19 protein-coding genes are annotated in these 18,845 nt (G+C 63.8%); 11 read left to right on the plus strand and 8 right to left on the minus strand.

Translation table 11 applies throughout. The annotated features are described in order from the left end of the window. The first annotated feature begins 524 nt into the window (after positions 1-524). A complete protein-coding gene (locus JQ627_RS25045) occupies positions 525-3,365 on the plus strand; it encodes a winged helix-turn-helix domain-containing protein (protein WP_212486764.1) in 2,841 nt (946 codons plus the stop codon). A gap of 12 nt (positions 3,366-3,377) precedes the next feature. On the opposite strand, the gene JQ627_RS25050 is transcribed toward JQ627_RS25045, so the two are convergent. From JQ627_RS25050 to JQ627_RS25070, 5 genes are all read right to left on the minus strand, one after another. Next, positions 3,378-4,187 (minus strand): class I SAM-dependent methyltransferase, encoded by an 810-nt coding sequence (locus JQ627_RS25050; RefSeq protein ID WP_212486765.1) that lies wholly within the window; start codon positions 4,185-4,187, stop codon positions 3,378-3,380. Positions 4,188-4,286: 99 nt separating this feature from the next. Continuing rightward, positions 4,287-4,826 carry a VOC family protein gene (locus tag JQ627_RS25055; protein ID WP_212486766.1) on the minus strand — a complete coding sequence of 180 codons (540 nt, stop codon included), beginning with the start codon at positions 4,824-4,826 and terminating at the stop codon, positions 4,287-4,289. A 31-nt stretch (positions 4,827-4,857) separates the two neighbouring features. Next, a complete protein-coding gene (locus tag JQ627_RS25060) occupies positions 4,858-5,826 on the minus strand; it encodes a tripartite tricarboxylate transporter substrate binding protein (RefSeq protein ID WP_212486767.1) in 969 nt (322 codons plus the stop codon). Between the two features lie 11 nt (positions 5,827-5,837). Continuing rightward, entirely contained in the window at positions 5,838-6,731 is an 894-nt protein-coding gene (locus JQ627_RS25065; RefSeq protein WP_212486768.1) for an MBL fold metallo-hydrolase, read from the minus strand. A gap of 4 nt (positions 6,732-6,735) precedes the next feature. Beyond that, positions 6,736-7,947 (minus strand): ABC transporter substrate-binding protein, encoded by a 1,212-nt coding sequence (locus JQ627_RS25070; RefSeq protein ID WP_212486769.1) that lies wholly within the window; start codon positions 7,945-7,947, stop codon positions 6,736-6,738. A 167-nt stretch (positions 7,948-8,114) separates the two neighbouring features. Between JQ627_RS25070 and JQ627_RS25075 the strand changes: the two genes are divergently transcribed. From JQ627_RS25075 to JQ627_RS25085, 3 genes are read left to right on the plus strand one after another with little or no spacing between them, the layout of a single operon-like run. Continuing rightward, positions 8,115-8,816, plus strand: a complete 702-nt coding sequence (locus JQ627_RS25075; protein WP_212486770.1) for a TetR/AcrR family transcriptional regulator — start codon at positions 8,115-8,117, stop codon at positions 8,814-8,816. Next, on the plus strand, positions 8,794-9,345 hold the full coding sequence (locus JQ627_RS25080; RefSeq protein WP_212486771.1) for a carboxymuconolactone decarboxylase family protein: 552 nt from the start codon (positions 8,794-8,796) through the stop codon (positions 9,343-9,345). Before JQ627_RS25075 ends, JQ627_RS25080 begins: the two co-directional genes overlap by 23 nt. A 9-nt stretch (positions 9,346-9,354) precedes the next feature. Then, positions 9,355-10,203: an SDR family NAD(P)-dependent oxidoreductase gene (locus tag JQ627_RS25085; RefSeq protein WP_212486772.1), complete on the plus strand. Its 849-nt coding sequence runs from the start codon at positions 9,355-9,357 to the stop codon at positions 10,201-10,203. Between the two features lie 24 nt (positions 10,204-10,227). On the opposite strand, the gene JQ627_RS25090 is transcribed toward JQ627_RS25085, so the two are convergent. Then, positions 10,228-10,527, minus strand: coding sequence for a hypothetical protein (locus JQ627_RS25090; RefSeq protein WP_212486773.1), 300 nt, complete (start codon positions 10,525-10,527; stop codon positions 10,228-10,230). 624 nt (positions 10,528-11,151) lie between these two features. On the opposite strand from JQ627_RS25090, the gene JQ627_RS25095 reads away from it, so the two are divergent. The 5 genes from JQ627_RS25095 to JQ627_RS25115 all read left to right on the plus strand — a co-directional run bounded on the left by JQ627_RS25095 (position 11,152) and on the right by JQ627_RS25115 (position 15,445). Further along, positions 11,152-11,994, plus strand: a complete 843-nt coding sequence (locus JQ627_RS25095) for a shikimate dehydrogenase (RefSeq protein ID WP_212486838.1) — start codon at positions 11,152-11,154, stop codon at positions 11,992-11,994. Positions 11,995-12,018: 24 nt separating this feature from the next. Then, a complete protein-coding gene (locus JQ627_RS25100; protein WP_212486774.1) occupies positions 12,019-12,864 on the plus strand; it encodes an amidohydrolase in 846 nt (281 codons plus the stop codon). A gap of 28 nt (positions 12,865-12,892) precedes the next feature. Further along, positions 12,893-14,047, plus strand: a complete 1,155-nt coding sequence (locus tag JQ627_RS25105) for an ABC transporter substrate-binding protein (protein WP_212486775.1) — start codon at positions 12,893-12,895, stop codon at positions 14,045-14,047. A 191-nt stretch (positions 14,048-14,238) separates the two neighbouring features. After that, the gene (locus tag JQ627_RS25110) at positions 14,239-14,760 is read left to right on the plus strand and encodes a hypothetical protein (RefSeq protein ID WP_212486776.1); all 522 of its coding nucleotides are present in this window, start codon (positions 14,239-14,241) and stop codon (positions 14,758-14,760) included. Positions 14,761-14,860: 100 nt separating this feature from the next. Beyond that, on the plus strand, positions 14,861-15,445 hold the full coding sequence (locus JQ627_RS25115) for a HutD family protein (protein ID WP_212486777.1): 585 nt from the start codon (positions 14,861-14,863) through the stop codon (positions 15,443-15,445). 39 nt (positions 15,446-15,484) lie between these two features. Here JQ627_RS25115 and JQ627_RS25120 read toward each other — a convergent pair whose 3' ends face one another. After that, entirely contained in the window at positions 15,485-16,369 is an 885-nt protein-coding gene (locus JQ627_RS25120; RefSeq protein ID WP_212486839.1) for a LysR family transcriptional regulator, read from the minus strand. A 115-nt stretch (positions 16,370-16,484) separates the two neighbouring features. Between JQ627_RS25120 and JQ627_RS25125 the strand changes: the two genes are divergently transcribed. Together JQ627_RS25125 and JQ627_RS25130 are read left to right on the plus strand one after the other, a co-directional pair. After that, positions 16,485-17,474, plus strand: a complete 990-nt coding sequence (locus tag JQ627_RS25125; protein ID WP_212486778.1) for a zinc-dependent alcohol dehydrogenase family protein — start codon at positions 16,485-16,487, stop codon at positions 17,472-17,474. 19 nt (positions 17,475-17,493) lie between these two features. Further along, a complete protein-coding gene (locus tag JQ627_RS25130; RefSeq protein ID WP_212486779.1) occupies positions 17,494-17,901 on the plus strand; it encodes a RidA family protein in 408 nt (135 codons plus the stop codon). Between the two features lie 62 nt (positions 17,902-17,963). Here the strand turns inward: JQ627_RS25130 and JQ627_RS25135 are convergent, their stop codons facing one another. Next, positions 17,964-18,527, minus strand: a complete 564-nt coding sequence (locus tag JQ627_RS25135; RefSeq protein WP_212486780.1) for a carboxymuconolactone decarboxylase family protein — start codon at positions 18,525-18,527, stop codon at positions 17,964-17,966. Between the last annotated feature and the right edge of the window lie 318 nt (positions 18,528-18,845).

Genomic DNA, 18,845 nt, shown 5'->3' on the forward strand with positions numbered 1-18,845 from the left:
CGCCGTTGACGGGCTCAAGACTTCACGGCTCCGTGTTCCGACCTGCGCGGCGCATTCGCAGATCTGTCGAACGGGTCGATTGGCCGCTCGTCCTGCAGCTAGCTTGGTGCAGACGATCGGAATTTGCTCGTTATGGATTGTTATGGATCGTTAGCCCCTCACGGAGCCGCGAGCAGCCTGCGCCAAACTAGCCGGCGGCGCCTTTCCGGCGGTCGGAAGGCTGCGTGTTAGAGGCTGCGAGATATTGTTATGACCGGCGGTTTCAGCGTCGATGCCGCCCGCTCGTCCTTCCAGGCCAAACGGGTCCCGCACAGAATGCCGGAGAATTCACAAGGCATTGTCGCCCAAGCCGAAAATGCAGGCGCCATTGCTGCGCAAAACGGCGGGCCGCCATGTCGGGACGTGGTGTCGTAGCCCTACTCTTTGCCCCGGAGATCGGATATCACGATCAGTACCATGCCGGTCTCCACCGCCTTTCCGCGATCACCCGATTGCAGCGCGCGACGCCGAGAACACGCCCATAGATGCCAACAGCGCAGAACACGGAGATCATTTCGTTCGGTTCGTTCCGTCTGAATCTGACCGAACGGGTGCTGACCCGGAACAGCGAGCACGTGGAGTTGAGGGGGCGGGCCTACGACCTCCTGGTCGCGCTGCTATCGCGGCCCAACGAATTGATCAGCAAAGCCGAGTTGCTGCGTCAGGTCTGGCCTGGCCTGGCTGTCGAAGAAGGTGCCTTGCGCTTTCACATGACCAACCTACGCAAGGCGCTCAGTAAGGGCGGCGAAGTCAGCCGCTACATCGTGACCTCCTCCGGGCGCGGCTACACTTTCGTTGCCCAGGTTGCCCGTTCGGTCGATCAAGAGCCCCAAGCAACCGCCGCGCCGTCCTTTCAGCAAGCCAATCTGCCGGTGCGCCTTCCGATGATCGACCGCGAGGTCGAGATCGAGGAAATCCCCGCGCGACTGAAGGCGACACGCTTTGTGACCATCGTAGGGGCCGGCGGCGTGGGCAAGACGACGCTCGCGATCGCCGTCGGACACCGGTTGATGCAGAGTTTCGATGGAGCGGTCCTCTTTGTCGATTTCAGCATGGTCAGCGATCCGGCACTGGTCGGCACGGTCGTCGCCTCCCTTCTCGGATTGTCGGTGCAATCCAGCGACGCGACGCCCAGCATCGTCGCCTATCTCCGAGCCAAGCGGATATTGCTGATCCTAGATACCTGCGAACATCTGGTCGAACCTGTCGCCGCGTTCGCATCGTCGGTGTTCGCGACTGCGCCAAACGTCCATATTCTCGCGACGAGCCGCGAAGCGCTTCAGGCCGATGGAGAGAATGTCTACCGTCTCGAGACCTTGGCCTGTCCGCCCGAGGGTACGGACTTGACGGCAGAAATTGCCAGGGCATTTCCGGCCATCCAGCTATTCGTCGAGCGAGCCCGCGCGAGCGGCGCCCAGCTGCAGTTCAGCGACGACGAGGCGCCCATCGTTGCCAACATGTGCCGCAAGCTTGACGGCGTGGCGCTTGCCATCGAGCTCGCTGCCCGCCGTGTCGAGAGCTATGGCGTACATGGGACAGCCTCGCTGCTGGACCAGAGGCTTGGGCTGTCCTGGCTTGGACCGAGGAGCGCGCCGCCCCGCCAGAGAACGCTGCATGCGACGCTGGACTGGAGTTTTGGCCTTCTCTCCGATCTGGAGCGAATAGTTCTCCGCCGGCTTGCCGCCTTCGTCGGGCACTTCACGCTTGATGCCGTGATCTCCGTCTGCGGACGCGATGTCAGCGAGAGGGATATTCTCGGCGCGATCGACAGTCTCATCGCGAAATCGATGGTCGCGACGCGTCCGGTCGGAACCGTGATGAGCTACCGTCTCCTGGATACCACGCGCGCCTACGCGCGGGACATTCAAATCGCTGAGGACGAAGCCCATGACCTCGCAGTCCGGCATGCGACCTACTACCGCAATTGGCTGGAACAGCGGGGCCGCGACTGGTCGACCTTCGCGAGCGGAGCGGAACGAGCGTTGCACTTCGCCAGCATGAGCAACGTGCGTGCGGCGCTCGAATGGTGTTTTGGAGAGCGCGGAGAGATCAGGCTCGGCATTCAACTCGCCGCGGCGGCCGTTGACGTCTTCCTGGCGATGTCCCTGCTTGCGGAGTGTCATCGCTGGTCCCAGCGTGCACTGATCGCGCTCGACGCAGCCACCGTCGGAAGTTCCGACGAGATGCGGCTCCAGGCCGGCCTTGGGGTCTCCTCGTCGCAGATGTACGGGGAGAGCGACGCCGTCAATGACGCCCTGAACAGGAGCCTCGCGATTGCCGAGGCGCGGGGCGATACGGCCTACGAGGCCGGACTGCTCAACATGCAGTACATCTTCCACGGCCGCAGCGGGCATTTCAAGATCTTGCTCGACTACGCCCAGCGGTGCCACGGGCTCGCCGAAAGATCCGGCGATCTTGCGATCAGAACGCTGGCTCATTCCGCCCTTGGCATGGCCTTGCAGTTTTCAGGCGATCTCGCTGGCTCGCGCCGCGAGCTCGAGTCCTTGATGGGTATCCTGTCGCACGCTCAGCAGGGATCCGTCTTGTTGGGCTACGATCCGCACTACCGGTCGATCGTCGCGCTGGCGCGAACGCTCTGGCTGCACGGCTATCCGGATCAGGCAGCGGATCGCGCGAGAGAGGCGGTCAAGGCCTCGGAAGCTATGGGGCATTCGGCTGCGCTGGCTCTGGTGCTGGCCGGCGCGGGAACCGTCTTCCTCTGGCGCGGCGATCTCGACGCCGCGCAGCACTACGTCGATCGCTCTTATTCGCTGGCTGAGGCAAACGCCATGGGACCGCTGATGGCGATCGGGCGTTGCCGCAAGGCCGAACTGACAATCCGGCGAGGAGATGTGAGGCGAGGCGTCGACGATCTGCGGGCCGGCCTCAAGCCGATTCACGCGGCGCGCCACGAACTGCTCACCACCGAGTTCAACATGGAGCTCGCGCTGGGCTTGCTCACGCTCGGGCAAGCCGGGGATGGGCTCCCTCTCGTCAACGCGGCGATCGATCGGGTGAACGGGAGTGGTGAGCTGTTCCAGATGCCGGAATTGCTCCGCGTGAAGGGCAAGCTGCTCAGTGCGACGCCGGCGGCGAGCCGAGACGAGGCGGAAGCGTGCTTCCAGCAATCAGTCGACCTGGCGCGCGCGCAGGGCGCGCGTTCCTGGGAACTGCGCGCGGCAACGGATCTGGCGGCGCTGATGGCCGATACCGAACGATGCGATAGCGCGAAACGGCTGCTTCGAGACGTATACGGTCGATTCTCCGAGGGCTTTGAATCGGCGGATCTCAAGCTTGCTGCCAATCTGCTCGCGACGCTGGCCTAGCAGCTCCTGCAACTACCGCGCCTCGATCACGATCGCCTGGATCTTGCCTTCGACCGCTCCGGACCCGTGGCGCGTTCGAAGCGCCTCGGCAACGAGGTCAGTTGCAGCCTGGAGCTTGCTGGCATCCCTGGCCTCGATCTCGCTGCGCAGCGGCGTGCCCTGGCAGAGTGCGATCGCGACATACTCGGATGACGGGGCGTGGCTGATTTCAGATCGTGTTTCGATCGATATGTCGCGGAAGCCCGCACGTTCGAGATCGGTTCTGATGGCGGCCTTGTCGTGATAGCCATGCGGCGTGCGGATCATGAAGCGGGGCGGATCGTCGGGAAACATCTTGCCGAGCGCGATCGTCGCTTCATGCGTCAGCACATTGTCCTCGATGCGATCCCAGACGTTGAACACGAACGTGCCATCCGGCTTGAGGACGCGCTTCACTTCCCCGTATGCCTTGACGCGGTCCGGAAAGAACATGGCGCCGAACTGGCAGCAGACCACGTCGAATTCGGCGTCGCCAAAGGGCAGGGCCATTCCGTCCGCCTGGCGCCAGGTGATGCGATCATCCCCCGCCTGACGCTGCGCGGCGACTGCAAGCATCGGCTCGTTGAGGTCGGTCGCGACATACCGGACGTCGCGCGGCAACGCCGCCGCCACGGCGCGCGTCACGGCACCGGTGCCCGCGGCGATCTCGAGCAGCACCGAAGGAGAGAGAGCCGCGACGCGCCTTGCGATGTCGTCTGCATAGACGGAGAAGATCATCGGGACGAGATACTCGTCGTAGAGCTTCGGGATCGAACCGGCGAAAACCTTGTCAGTATCGGACATGCTTGCCTCGCTGAAGGTTCAGACACGAGGCTCATGCTACCATGGATCGCGGTCTTGCCGCACCTGCGCCTCTTCCGGTCGCCATCCGGCGGTCGGATCTTAAGGTTTCGCTCCGCCGACCTCGCGGATCGGCCGCGTCCCGTCCCAGGTCATCGCCGCCTGCCGGACCTTCTCGAAGAACGGCCCCTTGGTGCCGCTGATGTCGGAGATCTCGATGACGGTTCCCGGATGGGCCTGCGTGTCGAAATAGGCAAAGCGCCCCTTGTCGCCGCCGATCTGGCCTTCGTGGCCTATCCTGTAGCCGAGCCCGATCGCCTTGTCGTAGAGCGCCTGGTAGTCGTGGCTCCAGTAGGACATGTGCTGGAGGCCTTCGTGGCCGGCGTCGAGAAACTCCTTGTACAGCGAGGGCGCGTCGTTGCGCTGCTGGATCAGCTCGATCTGGAGATCGCCGGAATTGGCGAGCGCAATGCTCATCTCGACCGCGGAGTCCTGGCCGCGATGGCGGAACCAGTCGGTCTTGACGCGGTCCATGTAGTACCAGGGGCCGACGCCCATCACCTCGATCCAGTGCTTCATCGCGGCTTGGATGTCCCGCACGACGTATCCGTTCTGGCGCACCGCGCCGAAAATGCGGCTCATGCCCGCGCTCCCTTCTGATCGCTCGCGATCGTCACTTCACTTCGATGCCTGCGTCCCTGGCAACCTGCTTCCAGGCCGCGATGTCGCGGGCGTTGATGTCGCGCTGCTCGTCGCCCGGCACGAATTGCGGGGTGATGCCGAGCCCCAGAAGCTTCTCCTTCACCTCGGCATCGCCCAGCGCGTCCTTCAACGCAGCCGACAATTTCTGTGCGATCGGTGGAGCGAGGCCGGCGGGCGCATACATCGCCCAGGACAGGCTGCGGTCGAACGGCACGCCCTGTTCCTTGTAGGTTGCGACGTCAGGCAGGCTCGGCGAGCGCTCGCCGCAGGCGGCCAGCGCCTTGATAGAGCCCTCCTTCACCAGCGGCGTTGCGGTTGCCATGTCCAGCGTTGCAAGCGAGATGTGGCCGCCAAGCAGGTCGCCCGCGAGTTTGGCGATGCCGTTGAACGGCACGTGATCCATCTTGATGCCGCTCTGCTGCATCAGGATTTCCGCACAGAATTGTCCGGTCGAGCCGACGCCCCAGCTTCCGTACTGGATCGGCTCGCCCTTCTTGGAAAGCGCGATCAGGCTCTTGATGTCATTGGCGGGAAAATCCCTGGTTGCCACCAGCATGATCGAGGACGTCCCGATACGCCCGATCGTCGTAAAATCCTTGATCGAATCGTAGGGCAGTTTTGGATAGATCGCCGGCGCCAGCACATGCGTGGTCATGCCGCCGACGGTGATGGTATAGCCGTCGTTCGGCGACACCGCGACCATCTGCGTGCCGAGTGTGCCGGCAGCACCCGTGTGGTTCTCGATATAGACGCTCTGTCCTAGCGTCTTGCCCATCTTGTCGGCGAGCAGCCGGCCGATCACGTCGCCGCCGCCGCCGGCCGCATAGGGCAGAAGCATTTTGATCTTGTGGGTGGGGTAGGCGGCAGGATCCTCGGCCCGTGCCGGCAGCGCCGCCGACAGCAAAGCGAGCAATGACAGCGTGACGGTGCGCAACTTCATGATGGCTTCCCCTAATCCTCGAAACGAAATCTGTAGGCCTCGCCGTGCCGGATCACGCGCCCGGCGGTCGGCGCCGGAAAATGGCCAGTGAGCAGATAGCTCGGCGTGTCCGCGAGTTCTTCGAGCAGCGCCATCCGTGTCGCGACCGCCGCGGCCGGATCGACATCGGCGGCATTCGACAGCCACGGCGCCGCGCACTGGATCGGATGATGGATGACATCGCCCGACATCACTGCATGATCGTGGCCGCCATTGAGGTGGATCTGCATATTGCCGGCGGTGTGGCCCGGCGCAGGCGCAAAGCGTAAGCCTGCGTCGCGATCGCTGAACACGCGATGATCGGTCTCGACCAGCTCGGCGAGGCCGGCTGCGACGACCGGCAGCACGGAGTCCTCGAAAGAGCCGTGGTTGACCGGGCGTTTCGGCGCGGCATTGTGCGCGGCCTCGAAGTGGCGGTACTCCTCGCGTCCCATCAGGTAACGCGCGTTGGGGAAGGTCGGTACCCAGCGGCCGTCGAGAAGGCGCGTGTTCCAGCCGACGTGATCGACATGCAGGTGCGTGCACATCACGAAGTCGACCTCTTCAGGGGCAACGCCCAGCGCCTGCATGTTGTCGAGATAAGGCCGGTTGAGATTGTCCCACACCGGCACGCGCGGCCGCGGCTTGTGATTGCCGCAGCAGGTGTCGACGATGGCGGTCCAGCGCGGCGTGCGCACGAGATAGGAGTGGTGGCTGAGGATGAAGCGTCCCGTCTTCGGCTCGATATAGCGGTGATCGAGCCAGCTCCGGTTCTCCGCGATCACCGCGTCGGTGACGTTGGCGAACAGCCAGGTCTTGTCGAAGGCAAGCGAAGGGATCTCGCTGACGAGATCGATCCGCATGCTGCCGATTTTGACCTGCCGCATTGGCTCAGTTCTTCAGGAGATCGCCGAACGGCACCCAGCGCGTGCCGTCGAAGCGGATCAGCTGGAGGCTCGTCATCGGCGTATAGTGCTCGGGCGAATTGTTCACCGCGGTGCCGTTGATCAGCATCGGCAGCTTGACGTCCTTGAGCGTCGTCGCCTGCTTCATCACATTGGCGCGCGTGAGGTCGTTTCCGGACGCCTTCAATACCGTCACCAGCGTCTGCGCGATGGTGTAACCATAGACATTGAGCCAGTCGCTCTTGTTGGCGTCCGGCAGGTACTTGTCCATGAACGCCAGCCATTCCTTATAGCCGGCGTCGTCCTTCGAGGCCGGGTCGGTCGCGTCCTTCAGATACTGGCTGGAGATGACGCCGGTGGAATTGTCCTTGCCGGCCGGCTCCAGCACGCCGCTGATCGAGGCGGAGACGTTGGAGATGATGGTGACAGGCTTCCAGCCGATCTCGCCGATCTTGCGGATCGCTTGCGCTGCGAATTTCGGCGTCGCCGCCACCAGCACCACGTCAGCGCCGGCGGTCTTCAGTTGCAGGATCTGCGTGTCCACGGTCGGGGCCGAGGTCTCGTAAGCGGCGCGCGCGACGATCGCCTCGCCGCTGCCGAGCCCTTCCTCCAGCGCCTTCAGATAGTCCTTGCCGAGATCGTCGTTCTGGTAGAGCACGCCGATCTTCGCATTGGCGTGGCTCGCCTTGATGTATTTGGCGTAGGCGATCGCCTCGTCGCGATAGGTCGGCTGCCAACCGACAGTCCATGGAAAGTTCTTGGGGTCGTCCCACTTCGCGGCGCCCGAGCCCAGGAAGAGCTGCGGTACCTTGCGGTCGTTGAGATATTTGTGCACGGCGCTGTTGGTCGGCGTGCCGACGCCGCCGAAGATCAGCAGCACTTCCTCGCTCTCGACCAGACGCCGCGTCTGCTCCACCGTCTTGGGCGGGCTGTAGGCATCGTCCGCGATGATCATCTGGATGCGCCGCCCGTTGACGCCGCCCTCGTCGTTCACCTTGCGGAAATAGGCTTCCGCCGATTTCGCGATCTGCGCGAAGGCCGAGACCGGGCCGCTCAGCGGCGCGGTGGTGCCGATCCTGATGGTCTTGTCGTCGGCGCCGGGATCGTATTTCGCGGTTTGGGCTTGGGCAGCGCTTGCCGCGAGCAGCGGCAACAGGATGCAGGCCGCACGAAGGCGAAGGCGGGCAAAGCGCGCCATGACGTCGTCTCCCCAGATTTGCTCTCCGCTTCTCGAAGGAGCGGAGTTGAAACGCGAGAACAGCGCCCGAAGCGGACTTGCGGGCCGCGACCGTTGCCGCCAGACTGGCGAAACGAACGATCGTTCGTACGGTTGACTAGCGAACGATCGTTCGTTAGTCAAGCCACATGGCTGTCCACACCTCCAGCGCGGCGGAAGCGGCTGCGCCAACGACCCGCGAGCGCATCCTCTCCGAAGCGCTCAATCTGTTCGCGCAGAGCGGCTATGGCGGCGCCTCGATGCGCGAGCTCGCGCGCCGCGTCGGCATCCGCGAGAGCAGCCTCTACAACCATTTCTCCGGCAAGGCCGCGATCCTGGAAGCGATCGTGGCCGAGCACGGCCCCGCCAGTTCGGCGAGCCGATTGGAAGAGCCGCGCTACAGGCAGCTCGCGCGCCAGCCCGCCGCGTTCTGCCGGCAGTTCGCGCTGGACCTCGTCGAGCAATGGTCCGATCCGCGGGAGCATCAGTTCCAGAAGGTCATCACCGCCGAGCGTAACCGCGTGCCCGGCATCCGCGCCAAATTCGCCGACCATTTCTATGCGCGCGAGCAGAGCATGATGACGGATTATTTTCGCGGGTTTGCGCTCGCCGGTCTGGTTACGACGCCGGATCCACGCGAGACCGCGCGGTTGTTCGCGGCCGGCCTGATCTATATCCGTCTCGAACATTACGTGATGGGCGCGGCACCTTCGCCGCGGCCGAAAGTGATCGAGGCGATCGACTACTATCTCGCTTTCTTCCTGTCGCTGATCGCGGCGGATGGCGGGACAAACGACAACAAGAAACGGAAACCCAAGGGAGAGACGCGTGGCAAGGCTGCCCCTGATTGATCCGGAGACGACGAGCGGCGACATCCGCGCCTCGTTCGACCGCATGCCGGTCAAGCTCAACATCTTTCGCATGATGGCCCATGCCGAGGCCAACATGATCCCGGCGATGCGGCTCGGCAATTCGATCCTGCACAAGCAGAAGCTTAGCCCGGTCAATCGCGAGCTGCTGATCCTGCAGGCCGCGCAGCTCGAAGGTGGCGCCTATGAATGGCGCCAGCACGTGCCGATCGCGCTCGGGGTCGGCTGCACGCAAGGACAGATTGATGCGGTGGAGCGCAGCGAGTACGACTCTGCTGTGTTGAGTGAGGCCGAGCGCGCGCTTCTCAAATTCGGCCGCGAGGTCGTCGAGAATGTCCGCGTTCTCGAAGCAACCTTTGCTGCTGCGCGAAAACATTTCAGCGACCAGGAGATCGTCGAATCCATCGTCGCGCTCGGCTTCTACATGATGATGGCGCGCCTCACCGAGGCCACCGAAACCGATCTCGATCCCGCGGCCGGCATGAAAGTCTATGACGGCGGCAAGAAGTAGGCGGATCGCATGTCTGAGGATTCCGAGACCAAGCCGGACCGTTACGTCCGTCCGCCGAGCGCGGAGTCATTGGGCGAAGCCCCGGGCAGGGGACGGCTGAAAGGGCGCCGCATCCTGATCGTCGGCGGCGGGCAGCGCGTGTTCGATGCCGAAACCGACCCGATCGGCAACGGCCGCGCCATGAGCATCCTTTGCGCACGCGAAGGCGCGAAGGTTGCGGTCGCCGATCTCAACCGGACCTCCGCACAACAGACCGTCAAGCGCATCACCGACGAAGGCGGTGAGGGCTTTGCCATCGCGGCCGACGTCACGTCGGAAGCCGACGTTCAGCGCATGATCGACGAAGCTCACCGCGCCATGGGCGGTCTCGACGGCATGGTGCTGAACATCGGCACCTTCGGCAAGACCGGGCTCGATGCCGTCAGCCCCGAGGAGTGGAACAGGATCTACGACGTCAATGTCCGCGGCCCCATGCTGTGCTGCCGCGCCGCGATGCCGAGATTCGACAATGGCGGCGCCATCGTCTTCATCTCCTCGATCGCCGCGCTGAAAGCGGGATCGCAGATGGCGGTGTATGACTCGTCGAAAGCCGCGCTCGGCGGCCTCATGCGCAACATCGCGCATCTCGGCTCGCGCCGCGGCATCCGCGCCAACCTCGTCTATCCCGGCCTCGTCGACACCCCTAACGGCCGCGAAGCCGGCGCCGGCCGTCCCAACCGCGGCAAGGGCCACGTCCCCTTCGGCCGCCAGGCCACCGCATGGGAGATCGCCTATGCCGTGCTGTTCTTCCTGTCGGATGAAAGCGTCTACGTCACCGCACAGACGCTCGCGGTGGATAGCGGCCTGAGCGGAATGTAAGACGCCGGCGAGCAGAGGCTCTCTTCATTGCGGCGAGGACTCAATCTTCGGAGTTTCCGACGCGTTCATCTGTTCAAGTGTTTCCAGGAGGGTCTCGCAGGCCTTCTCGGCTTCAGCGAAGGTACTGAAGGGGGAGCCGCCAAGCTTGATTGCGGACTTGTTCACCTGGACGGGTCGCCATGAGGCAACCAGGCCAGGCTTTCCATGAAGGCCAGGACCGGTGCGGCTTTCGTTGCTGATCACAAACGAAAATCCGCCGCTGCATGCCATCCAGATTTCAAGCTCATTCACCGGAGTATCGACACGAGTAAAGTGCAGGGCCATATCACTTTCTCCAGAGTATGCTCCGCAGAATTGGCCACGGGCGCGAGCCGTCAATGCCTACCCGTGCGAATCCCGGGCAGCCGCAAGGCCCGAGGTCTCTGATTCCTCGGCTCTCCATGCCGACAAGTCGCCTGGGAGTTGAATGGGATCGTTTTCAACTTGCTTGTTGCGGCTAACGCCTAAGCCAATGAGCCCGCCCAATACCAACGCGGAGCCTGCAATTATCAACCAATGCGGCAAGTCCAACACGGGCATTGCAATTCTCCCACTGAGAGGAGCGCGTTACGCAATTGCCTGGCCGAAGTGCGAGCGGATTACCTTTAAGTAAGTGTATGGATTATTGCGGCATGCCAAGCGTCGTGCAAGGCACCCAAAAGGGGTAGATGTCTGACCTAAATTGCCGCCGGCGAGGGCAAGGGGAAGCGGCCGCTCACTTGGCCGACGCCAGCTTCCATCCGTTTCCCATCCCGAGATTCAGATTGCGCGCGATGGCCATACCGCCTAATAGTCTTGGACAATTGACCAAATAAGATGGTCGCGCGTTGAAGCCGCGACCGCGGAGGAGCGGCCGGCATGCGCGCGGGTGTGCGCGCCGGCGGCCAGGTTGAGGATGGATATCGCAGCATGTCGCAGGCAGACGGCTTCGCATTGGCCGGCGTGATCGGGCTCCCCGTCGCGCATTCGCGCTCTCCCGTCATTCATAATTTCTGGCTGAAGGCGCACGGCATCCGCGGCACCTATGTGCCGCTCGCGGTGAGGCCGGAGCGGCTGGAGGATGCGCTGCGCGGTCTCGTCGCGCTGGGCTTCCGCGGCTGCAACGTCACCATGCCGCACAAGCAGACGGCGATGCCGAAGCTCGACCGTGTCAACGAGACCGCCCGGCGCATCGGCGCCGTCAACACCATCGTCGTCGAAGAGGACGGCACGCTCTCCGGCTTCAACAATGACGGCAACGGCTTTGTGCAGAGCCTGCGCGATGCCAGGGCGGATTGGCGCGGCGACGCCGGGCCGATCCTGCTGCTGGGTGCGGGTGGCGCATCGCGCGCGGTGGTCGTGGCGCTGCTGGAGAGCGGCGCGCGCGAGATTCGCATCGCCAACCGCACCCCCGACAAGGCGCAGGCGCTGGCGAAGGACTTCGGCTCCGCGATCAGCACCGTTGCGTGGGACGATCGCGGCGCGGCGCTCGGCGACGTCGCGCTGCTCGTCAATTGCACCGATCGCGGCATGGTCGGCAAGAGCGCGCTCGAGATCGACCTGTCGCGCCTGAGGCCCGAGACGCTCACCGCCGATCTCATCTACACGCCGCTGGAGACGCCGTTCCTGGCAGAAGCCCGTGCGCGCGGCTGCACCACCGTGAACGGGCTCGGCCTGTTGCTCAACCAGGCCCGGCTCGCCTTCAAGGCCTGGTTCGGAGTCACGCCCGACGTGACGCCCGAGCTGATCAAGGCCATCGAGGCGACGTTCTGACACGGCTGCCGGGAGCTTTGCGCCATGACACTGCCGGCGTCCCCCACGATCGATTGCCACATCCACGCCATCGATCCCGTCCGCTTTCCCTACGGGGCTGATGCGCCGTACCGTCCGAGCGGACAGGAGATCGCACCCGCCGCGCAGCTCATCCGCGTCTTCGACGCCTTCGATGTCAGGCACGCGCTCGTCGTCGCCACCAACACCGGTTACGGCAGCGACAGCCGCATCCTGCTCGATACCCTGAGCCAGGGCTGCGGCCGCTTCAAAGGCGTCGCCGTGGTCGAGAACGACGTCGACATCAAGGAGCTGGAACGGCTGAAAGCCGCCGGCGTGATCGGCGTTGCCTTCAACGTGCCGTTCCACGGCGCCGGCTACTATCTCCGCACGGCGCCGTTGTTGGAAAAGCTGATCAGCCTCGGCCTGTTCCTCCAGATCCAGGTCGAGCACGATCAGTTGCTCGACCTGCTGCCGCTGGTCGAGAAATCGAACGTGCGCCTGGTGATCGACCATTGCGGGCGGCCGTCCGTCGCGCAAGGGCTGAAGGGCAAAGCCTTCCAGGCTTTGCTCGCGATCGGCCGCGACCGCGACGCGCACGTCAAGCTATCCGGCTACTACAAATTCTCGCGGCAGCCGCACCCTTATGAGGACACCTGGCCGTTCATCGCTGCGCTGGTCGAAGCCTTCACGCTCGATCGCTGCGTCTGGGGATCGGACTATCCATTCCTGCGCGCGCCTGAACGGCTCGATTACGGGCCGCTGCTCGCGGTGCTGACAAAGCTGTTTCCGGATCCCGGCGATCAGCATCGCCTGCTCTGGCGAACGCCGGCACGGCTGCTCGGCTTCGACGACATGACGGATCAGTCATAAAAAAGAAAGCAAAGGGGAGGAGGACATCATGAGGCATCCTGCAGGGGTATTCGGCATCGCGTTCGCGGCATCGCTGTGGACGGGTGCAGCCGGCGCGCAGAGCACGGTCTACATCCCTGATGTCATCGAGCTGTCCGGCCCCGGTGCGGTGTCGGGCACGAACTGGCGCGACGGCGTCGCGCTCGCGGTCGACGAGATCAATGCTGCCGGCGGCATTCTGGGCCGAAAAATCCAGACCGAGCATCTGGACACCCAGAGCAATCCCGGCATCTCGCGCGCGCAGGTGCAGAAGGTCCTGGACAAGGAGCCGTATGTGGTGCTCGGACCGATTTATTCCGGCTCGGTCAAGGTCAACATGGCGCTGACGCAGGCCGCCGAGATCCCGCAGATCGTCGGCGCCGAGGCGGCCGACATCACCACGCAAGGTAACCCCTGGGTGTTCCGCACCGCCTTCGGCCAGCAATTCTCGATGCCGAAGATCGCCAACTATCTGCACGACAAGCTCAAGGTGAAGACGGTTGCGGTTCTCTGGGTCAACAACGATTTCGGAAAGGGCGGCCACGACAATTTTGTGAAGGAGATGAAGGCGCGCAACATCGAGGTCGCGGCCGATATCTCCACCGAGCAGGGCCAGGTGGATTTCGGCTCCGACGTGATCAAGCTCAAGGGCGCCAAGGCGGATGCCGCCTTCGTCTACACCAACGAGGAGGAGAGCGCCCGCTTCCTGATCGAGGCGAAGCGGCAGGGCCTGACGACGCCGCTGTTCGGCGAGACCACACTGCTCAGCCAGAAGGTGGTCGAACTCGCCGGCCCCGCCGCAAATGGCGTGCGCGGCCATGTCGGCTTGTCCGCCGATGCGCCGGTGCCGGCGATCGAGGATTTCACGACAAAGTTCAGCGCGCGCTACAAGTACCGGCCCGACCACAACGGCATCAAGGGATACACCGCGGTCTATCTCGTCAAATACGTCACCGAAAAGATCGGCAAGTTCGACAGCAAGGCCTTTGGTGCCGCCATGAAGGGCCTGACGCTGACGCCCGAAAAGGCGCCGGGCATGCTGATGGAGGCAAGCTGGGACCAGAACGGTGACATCGACCGCGCCAGTTTTCTGGCCGAGATCGTCGACGGCAAGCAGAAGATCGTCGAGACGCTGCCGAAGCTCAAGGGGGGCAAGGGCGAGTGAGGGGAGAGTAGGCTACGAGCTCAGGCGCAAGCCTCGCTCAATCCTGCGATGGGATCAAACTGCCGGGCAGTTTTTGCAGCGTTGTGCGAAGTCCGCGCGCTTCGACAGGGAAAGCCGATAGGAATCAATGGCGCTTTCGCTGGCACAAAAATTGCTGATTGTTTCTCCGCAATGACCACAGGAATGAAGCCGTGACGAGCGTCAGCTACACCGTCCCGCCGAACTGGACCGCAGGCTCCGACAAATCAGGCGCGAGCAAGAACAAGAATCCGAACGATCCGAACATGCTGACGACCGGCGCTTATGGCAGCGCGTTCGAGCTGATGCTCGACAACCGCGCCAACGCCGACGGCACCACCACGGAGACGCTGACCTACAAGAGCTACACCGGCAAGACCAACGGCAGCTTCTCTGCGACGGCCGAGACGGGCACGGGTGCCGATCTCAGCAGTGCCTATCAGTCGCTGCTCGCCACGCTTCAGGCCAACGGCGAGATGGACGACAAGACCGCCGCGCAGCTCAACGACGCCATGGGCCAGCTCGACACCAAATCCGAGGGCGGCGCCAAGGACGCCGAGGTGTCCGGCGGCGCGATGCTGGTGCAGGCCGGCGGCCCGGTCTATTTCAACGGCATCTCGGCCTACCAGAACCAGTTCGTGGATTCGCTGGTCAACGAGTTGAGCACCAGGCTGAACCTCGACGCGAAGGCGTAAGGGCGCGTTGTTCGTCAAACGGGTTGGCAAAGCCGCACGAGCGCGCGCATGATGTGCTCATGATATCGGTCCACATGCGTTTCCCGGACGGCTTCAAGTCATGAAAACCACGCTGCTGAAATCCGAAGACTACACCCGCTCGCCCTGGAAGAACGGTGGCGGCATCTTCACCGATATCGCGGATGCGCATCGTGCAGGTAGCCCGGCGAAGGATTGGGACAGCCTGCTCTGGCGCTTCGCGTCGACGCCGATCGTTGCGCCCGGTCCATTCTCCTACATGCCCGGCATCGACCGCCTGCAAATGGTCGTTGGCGGGCGCGGGCTGGTGCTGAAGTCGCCCACGCAGGAGTTCGACGAGCGTGAACCTTTTACGACGGTGCGCTTCGCGGGCGAGCTCGATATCGTGACCGCGCTCGAGGCGGGTCCGGTCGAGGTCGTCAACCTGATGGCCCGGCGCGGCGCGGCGGAGATCGAGCTGCTGGCACTCAGGGAACCCAGCGAGCGACCATTGTCCGCCGGCACGCACCTGGTTTACGCGGTTTCCGGCGAATGCAGCATTCGTCTCGATCACGTGGACTTTCTCGTCTCCGATGGCAGCACGCTGAAGGTCGAGCTGACCGATGCGTCCACGCTGGCGCTCGTCTCGGGGCTGGCTGTGATGGCGTCGATTCAGCTCGTCGGCTAGGCGCCTCTCCCGCGTTCGGCGGGCATCCTGCCTGTCTCGTCATGCCTTCAGCGCGTCGATCACGGCGCGCAGGCCTGCGGTCTGATGCGCGCGGCTGGGGAAATACAGGAACAGATCCTCGTCGACCGGGCACCAGTCCTGCAGGCACTTCAGCAGCTTTCCCTCGCGAAGAGCGGATGCGGCGCGGTGCTCCCAGACATAGGCAAGGCCGAGGCCGCGTGCTGCGGCGTCGACCATCAGCTCCTGGCTATCGACGGTGAGCGGGCCGTCTACCGGCATCTCGATCGTCTCGCCGTTCTGCTCGAACACCCAGTGCAGCACCGTTCCGCTCGGAAATGCGTAGCGGATGCAGACGTGATCTTGCAGCTCCTGAGGCGTTGCTGGAGCCGGCCGTTTTTCGAAATAGGCGGGGGCACCGACCACGGTGAAACGCAAGTTGGAGCGGATGCGCACCGCGATCATGTCCTGCGCGAGCCGTTCGCCGAGGCGGATACCCGCATCAAAACCTTCCTCGACGATGTCGACGCGGCGGTCCGTCGCTGCGATCTCAAGCCGGAGGCCCGGATTGGCTTTCAGCAGCGTTTCGATCGCATCGCCGAGCACGAACGGCGCGATCGTGTTGGGCACGTTGAGCCGGACGGTGCCGAACGGCGTATTGCGCCACGAATTCAATTCGTCGACGGCAACGCCGATGTCCGTCAGTGCCGGGCCGAGGCGCGCGAACAGCGTCTGACCTGCATCGGTCAGCGAGACGTTGCGCGTGGTGCGATGGATCAGGCGCACACCGACGCGATCCTCCAGGCTACGCACCGCGTGGCTCATCGCAGAGGCCGACGTGCCCCGCTCTAGCGCGGCCTTGCGGAAGCTGCGATGGGCCGCCACCGCCGCGAAGGCGGCCAGTTCCGACAGCTCGCTGTTCTCGATCATTGGTGAATCTGCTTCAGCATCGAGTGCAGGTTGGATGATCTTATCGGACGGCGCGACTGCGTCCAGATAGGTGGCGATCACTTGACGACGATCTCATCTGGGAAACGCCAACATGCGCGCACTCATTATCGACACCTATCAGAACGCCCGCTTTCGCGAGGCGGATATAGAATCGCGATCTCCCGGGGAAGGCGAATTGCGGATCCGCGTTCACGCCAGTGGGGTCAATCCGGTCGATGGCCTGATCCGCACGGGCCAGGCGCCGTACGCGATGCCGAAGCTGCCAGCCGTGCTCGGCACCGATGCTGCCGGAATCGTCACCGACGTGGGTCCCGGGGTAGAGGGATTTGCGGTCGGCGACGAGGTCTATGGTCTTGCCGGCGGCGTGCGCGGATTGCCGGGCTCGCTCGCGGAATTCATGACGGTCGATGCCACGCTGATGGCGAAGAAGCCCGTCAATCTCACCATGCGCGAGGCCGCGGCGCTGCCGCTGGTCGCGCTCACCGCATGGGAAGGGCTGGTTGACCGGGCCCACGTGCAGCCGGAGCACAAGGTGCTGGTTCAGGGCGGTTCCGGAGGTGTGGGTCATGTCGTGATCCAGCTCGCCAGAGCGTTCGGTGCCGATGTCTACGCAACGACCCAGGCCCATAAGCAGGATCTCGTCCGCGGGCTCGGCGCAACGCCGATCGACTACACGCGCATGAGCGCCGAGCAATATGTTGAGAAATACACCGGCGGGAAGGGCTTTGATGTCATCTACGACACCGTCGGCGGCAGCACGCTCGAAGCCTCGCTCGGCGCCGTACGCCACTACGGTCACATTACGAGCTGTGCTGCGTTTGAATCGCATAATCTATTGACCTCATCACTGCGTTGCGCCGTCATCAGCGCCGTCTACGTGCTCTATCCGATGCTCAGCGGCGAACGCCGCGCCCGTCACGGCGCGATCCTGCGCGAGATCGCCAAGCTGGCGGATGCCGGCAAGATACGCCCGATCGTCGATCCCCGCCGGTTCACGCTCGACACGGCGATGGCCGCGCACGACGCCGTCAGGGGCGGCGCCAACGTCAAGATCGTCATCGACGTCGCGGCCGAGCTGTAGGCGCGAAAGTAGGTTCGAAATGCCGAAGCAATACATCAACCCTCAGGGTCTTTCCATAAGCCCGGCCTTTACCCGTGTCCTCACCGTCACCGCGCCATCAAAGCTGATCTACATCGCGGGCCAGGTACCGACCGACAAGGAAGCGAAGCCGCTCCATGTCGGAGACATCAGGTCCCAGTTCATTGCGATCCTCGATGCGTTGACCGTCCAGTTAAGCGCCGCCGGTGCGACATGGGATGACGTCGTGTTCCGGCGTACCTATACGGTGGACGTACCGGCGTTCGTGCAGCGCTGCATCCGGGACGAGCTGTTTCCGTTTCCCTGGAGCCGCGAGCGGCCCTCGCCGAGCACGCTGATCGGCGTCACTGCACTTGCGAATCCCGCCTTCCTGGTCGAGCTCGAGATCGTGGCCGTGATCGCCGATTGAAGCAGCAAAGATCGGGCCGGCGAGCGCCGGCCGGATCTTCGTTGATCTCTCGAGATGCGCGCTCAACTCTCCGGAACCGGCACGTCGAACGTGTTCAGCGTCACCGACACCATGCAGTAGAAGCCGATGAAATAGGACAGCTCGGCGGCGCCTTGCCTGCCGAACTGCTCGACGGCCGCCTTGTAGGTCAGCTCCGGCAGGATGCCGCCGGAGATCAGCGCGGATGCGAAGTCGTAGGCGACCGCCTCCTGCCGCGTCAGATCCACAGGACGCTGGCCCGACACTATCGTCGCGAGCTTCTCGTCGGACAGTCCCCGCCGCTCCGCCATGCGGACATGCGCATAGAGTTCGTAGGGTGCCTTGAAATGCGTGCCGGTCACCAGGATCGCGATCTCCCGGACCGCGGCCGGCACGGACGGATTGACGGCCATGGCCTTGGCGAGATCCCAGATAGGCGTGCCGAATTTCGGCTCGTGCAGCCAGGGATTCCAGGGACCCATCAGGGCGCCATCCTCGCGGATGTTGACGAAGCCCTGGTACTTCTGGGCGATCTCTTCTTTCATGTCGGCCGCCAGAGTGGCTTGCTCTGGTGTCAGCTTGTTGGGTGGGATGATCGGCAAGCGCATCGGTTGGTGTCCTTCTTCGTCATGGCCCCGCCTGGAATCGTCAACTGCGCAGAGCTTTCCCGCGCCCGGAGAAGTGAGATGGCTTCAGCCGTGCGATGAAGGTGCTCCGACCTGCCAATTGGTGGTGCTCCGGGTAGGGCACCAGAGCGGGGAATGCGACCTATCTGGACATCATCGTGCGATCGGATAAGACGTTCGCCCGCGCATGCGATACTGAACCACATTCAGCAATGGCTGTGCCCGCTGTGTCGGGCCGGCCAGTGGCGACGACCTTGATCGGCCTTTGCGCACAATCCGTGCAACTGGCTAGGTTGGCGG

The organism is Bradyrhizobium liaoningense, from assembly GCF_018130785.1.
Lineage (GTDB): Bacteria > Pseudomonadota > Alphaproteobacteria > Rhizobiales > Xanthobacteraceae > Bradyrhizobium > Bradyrhizobium liaoningense_A.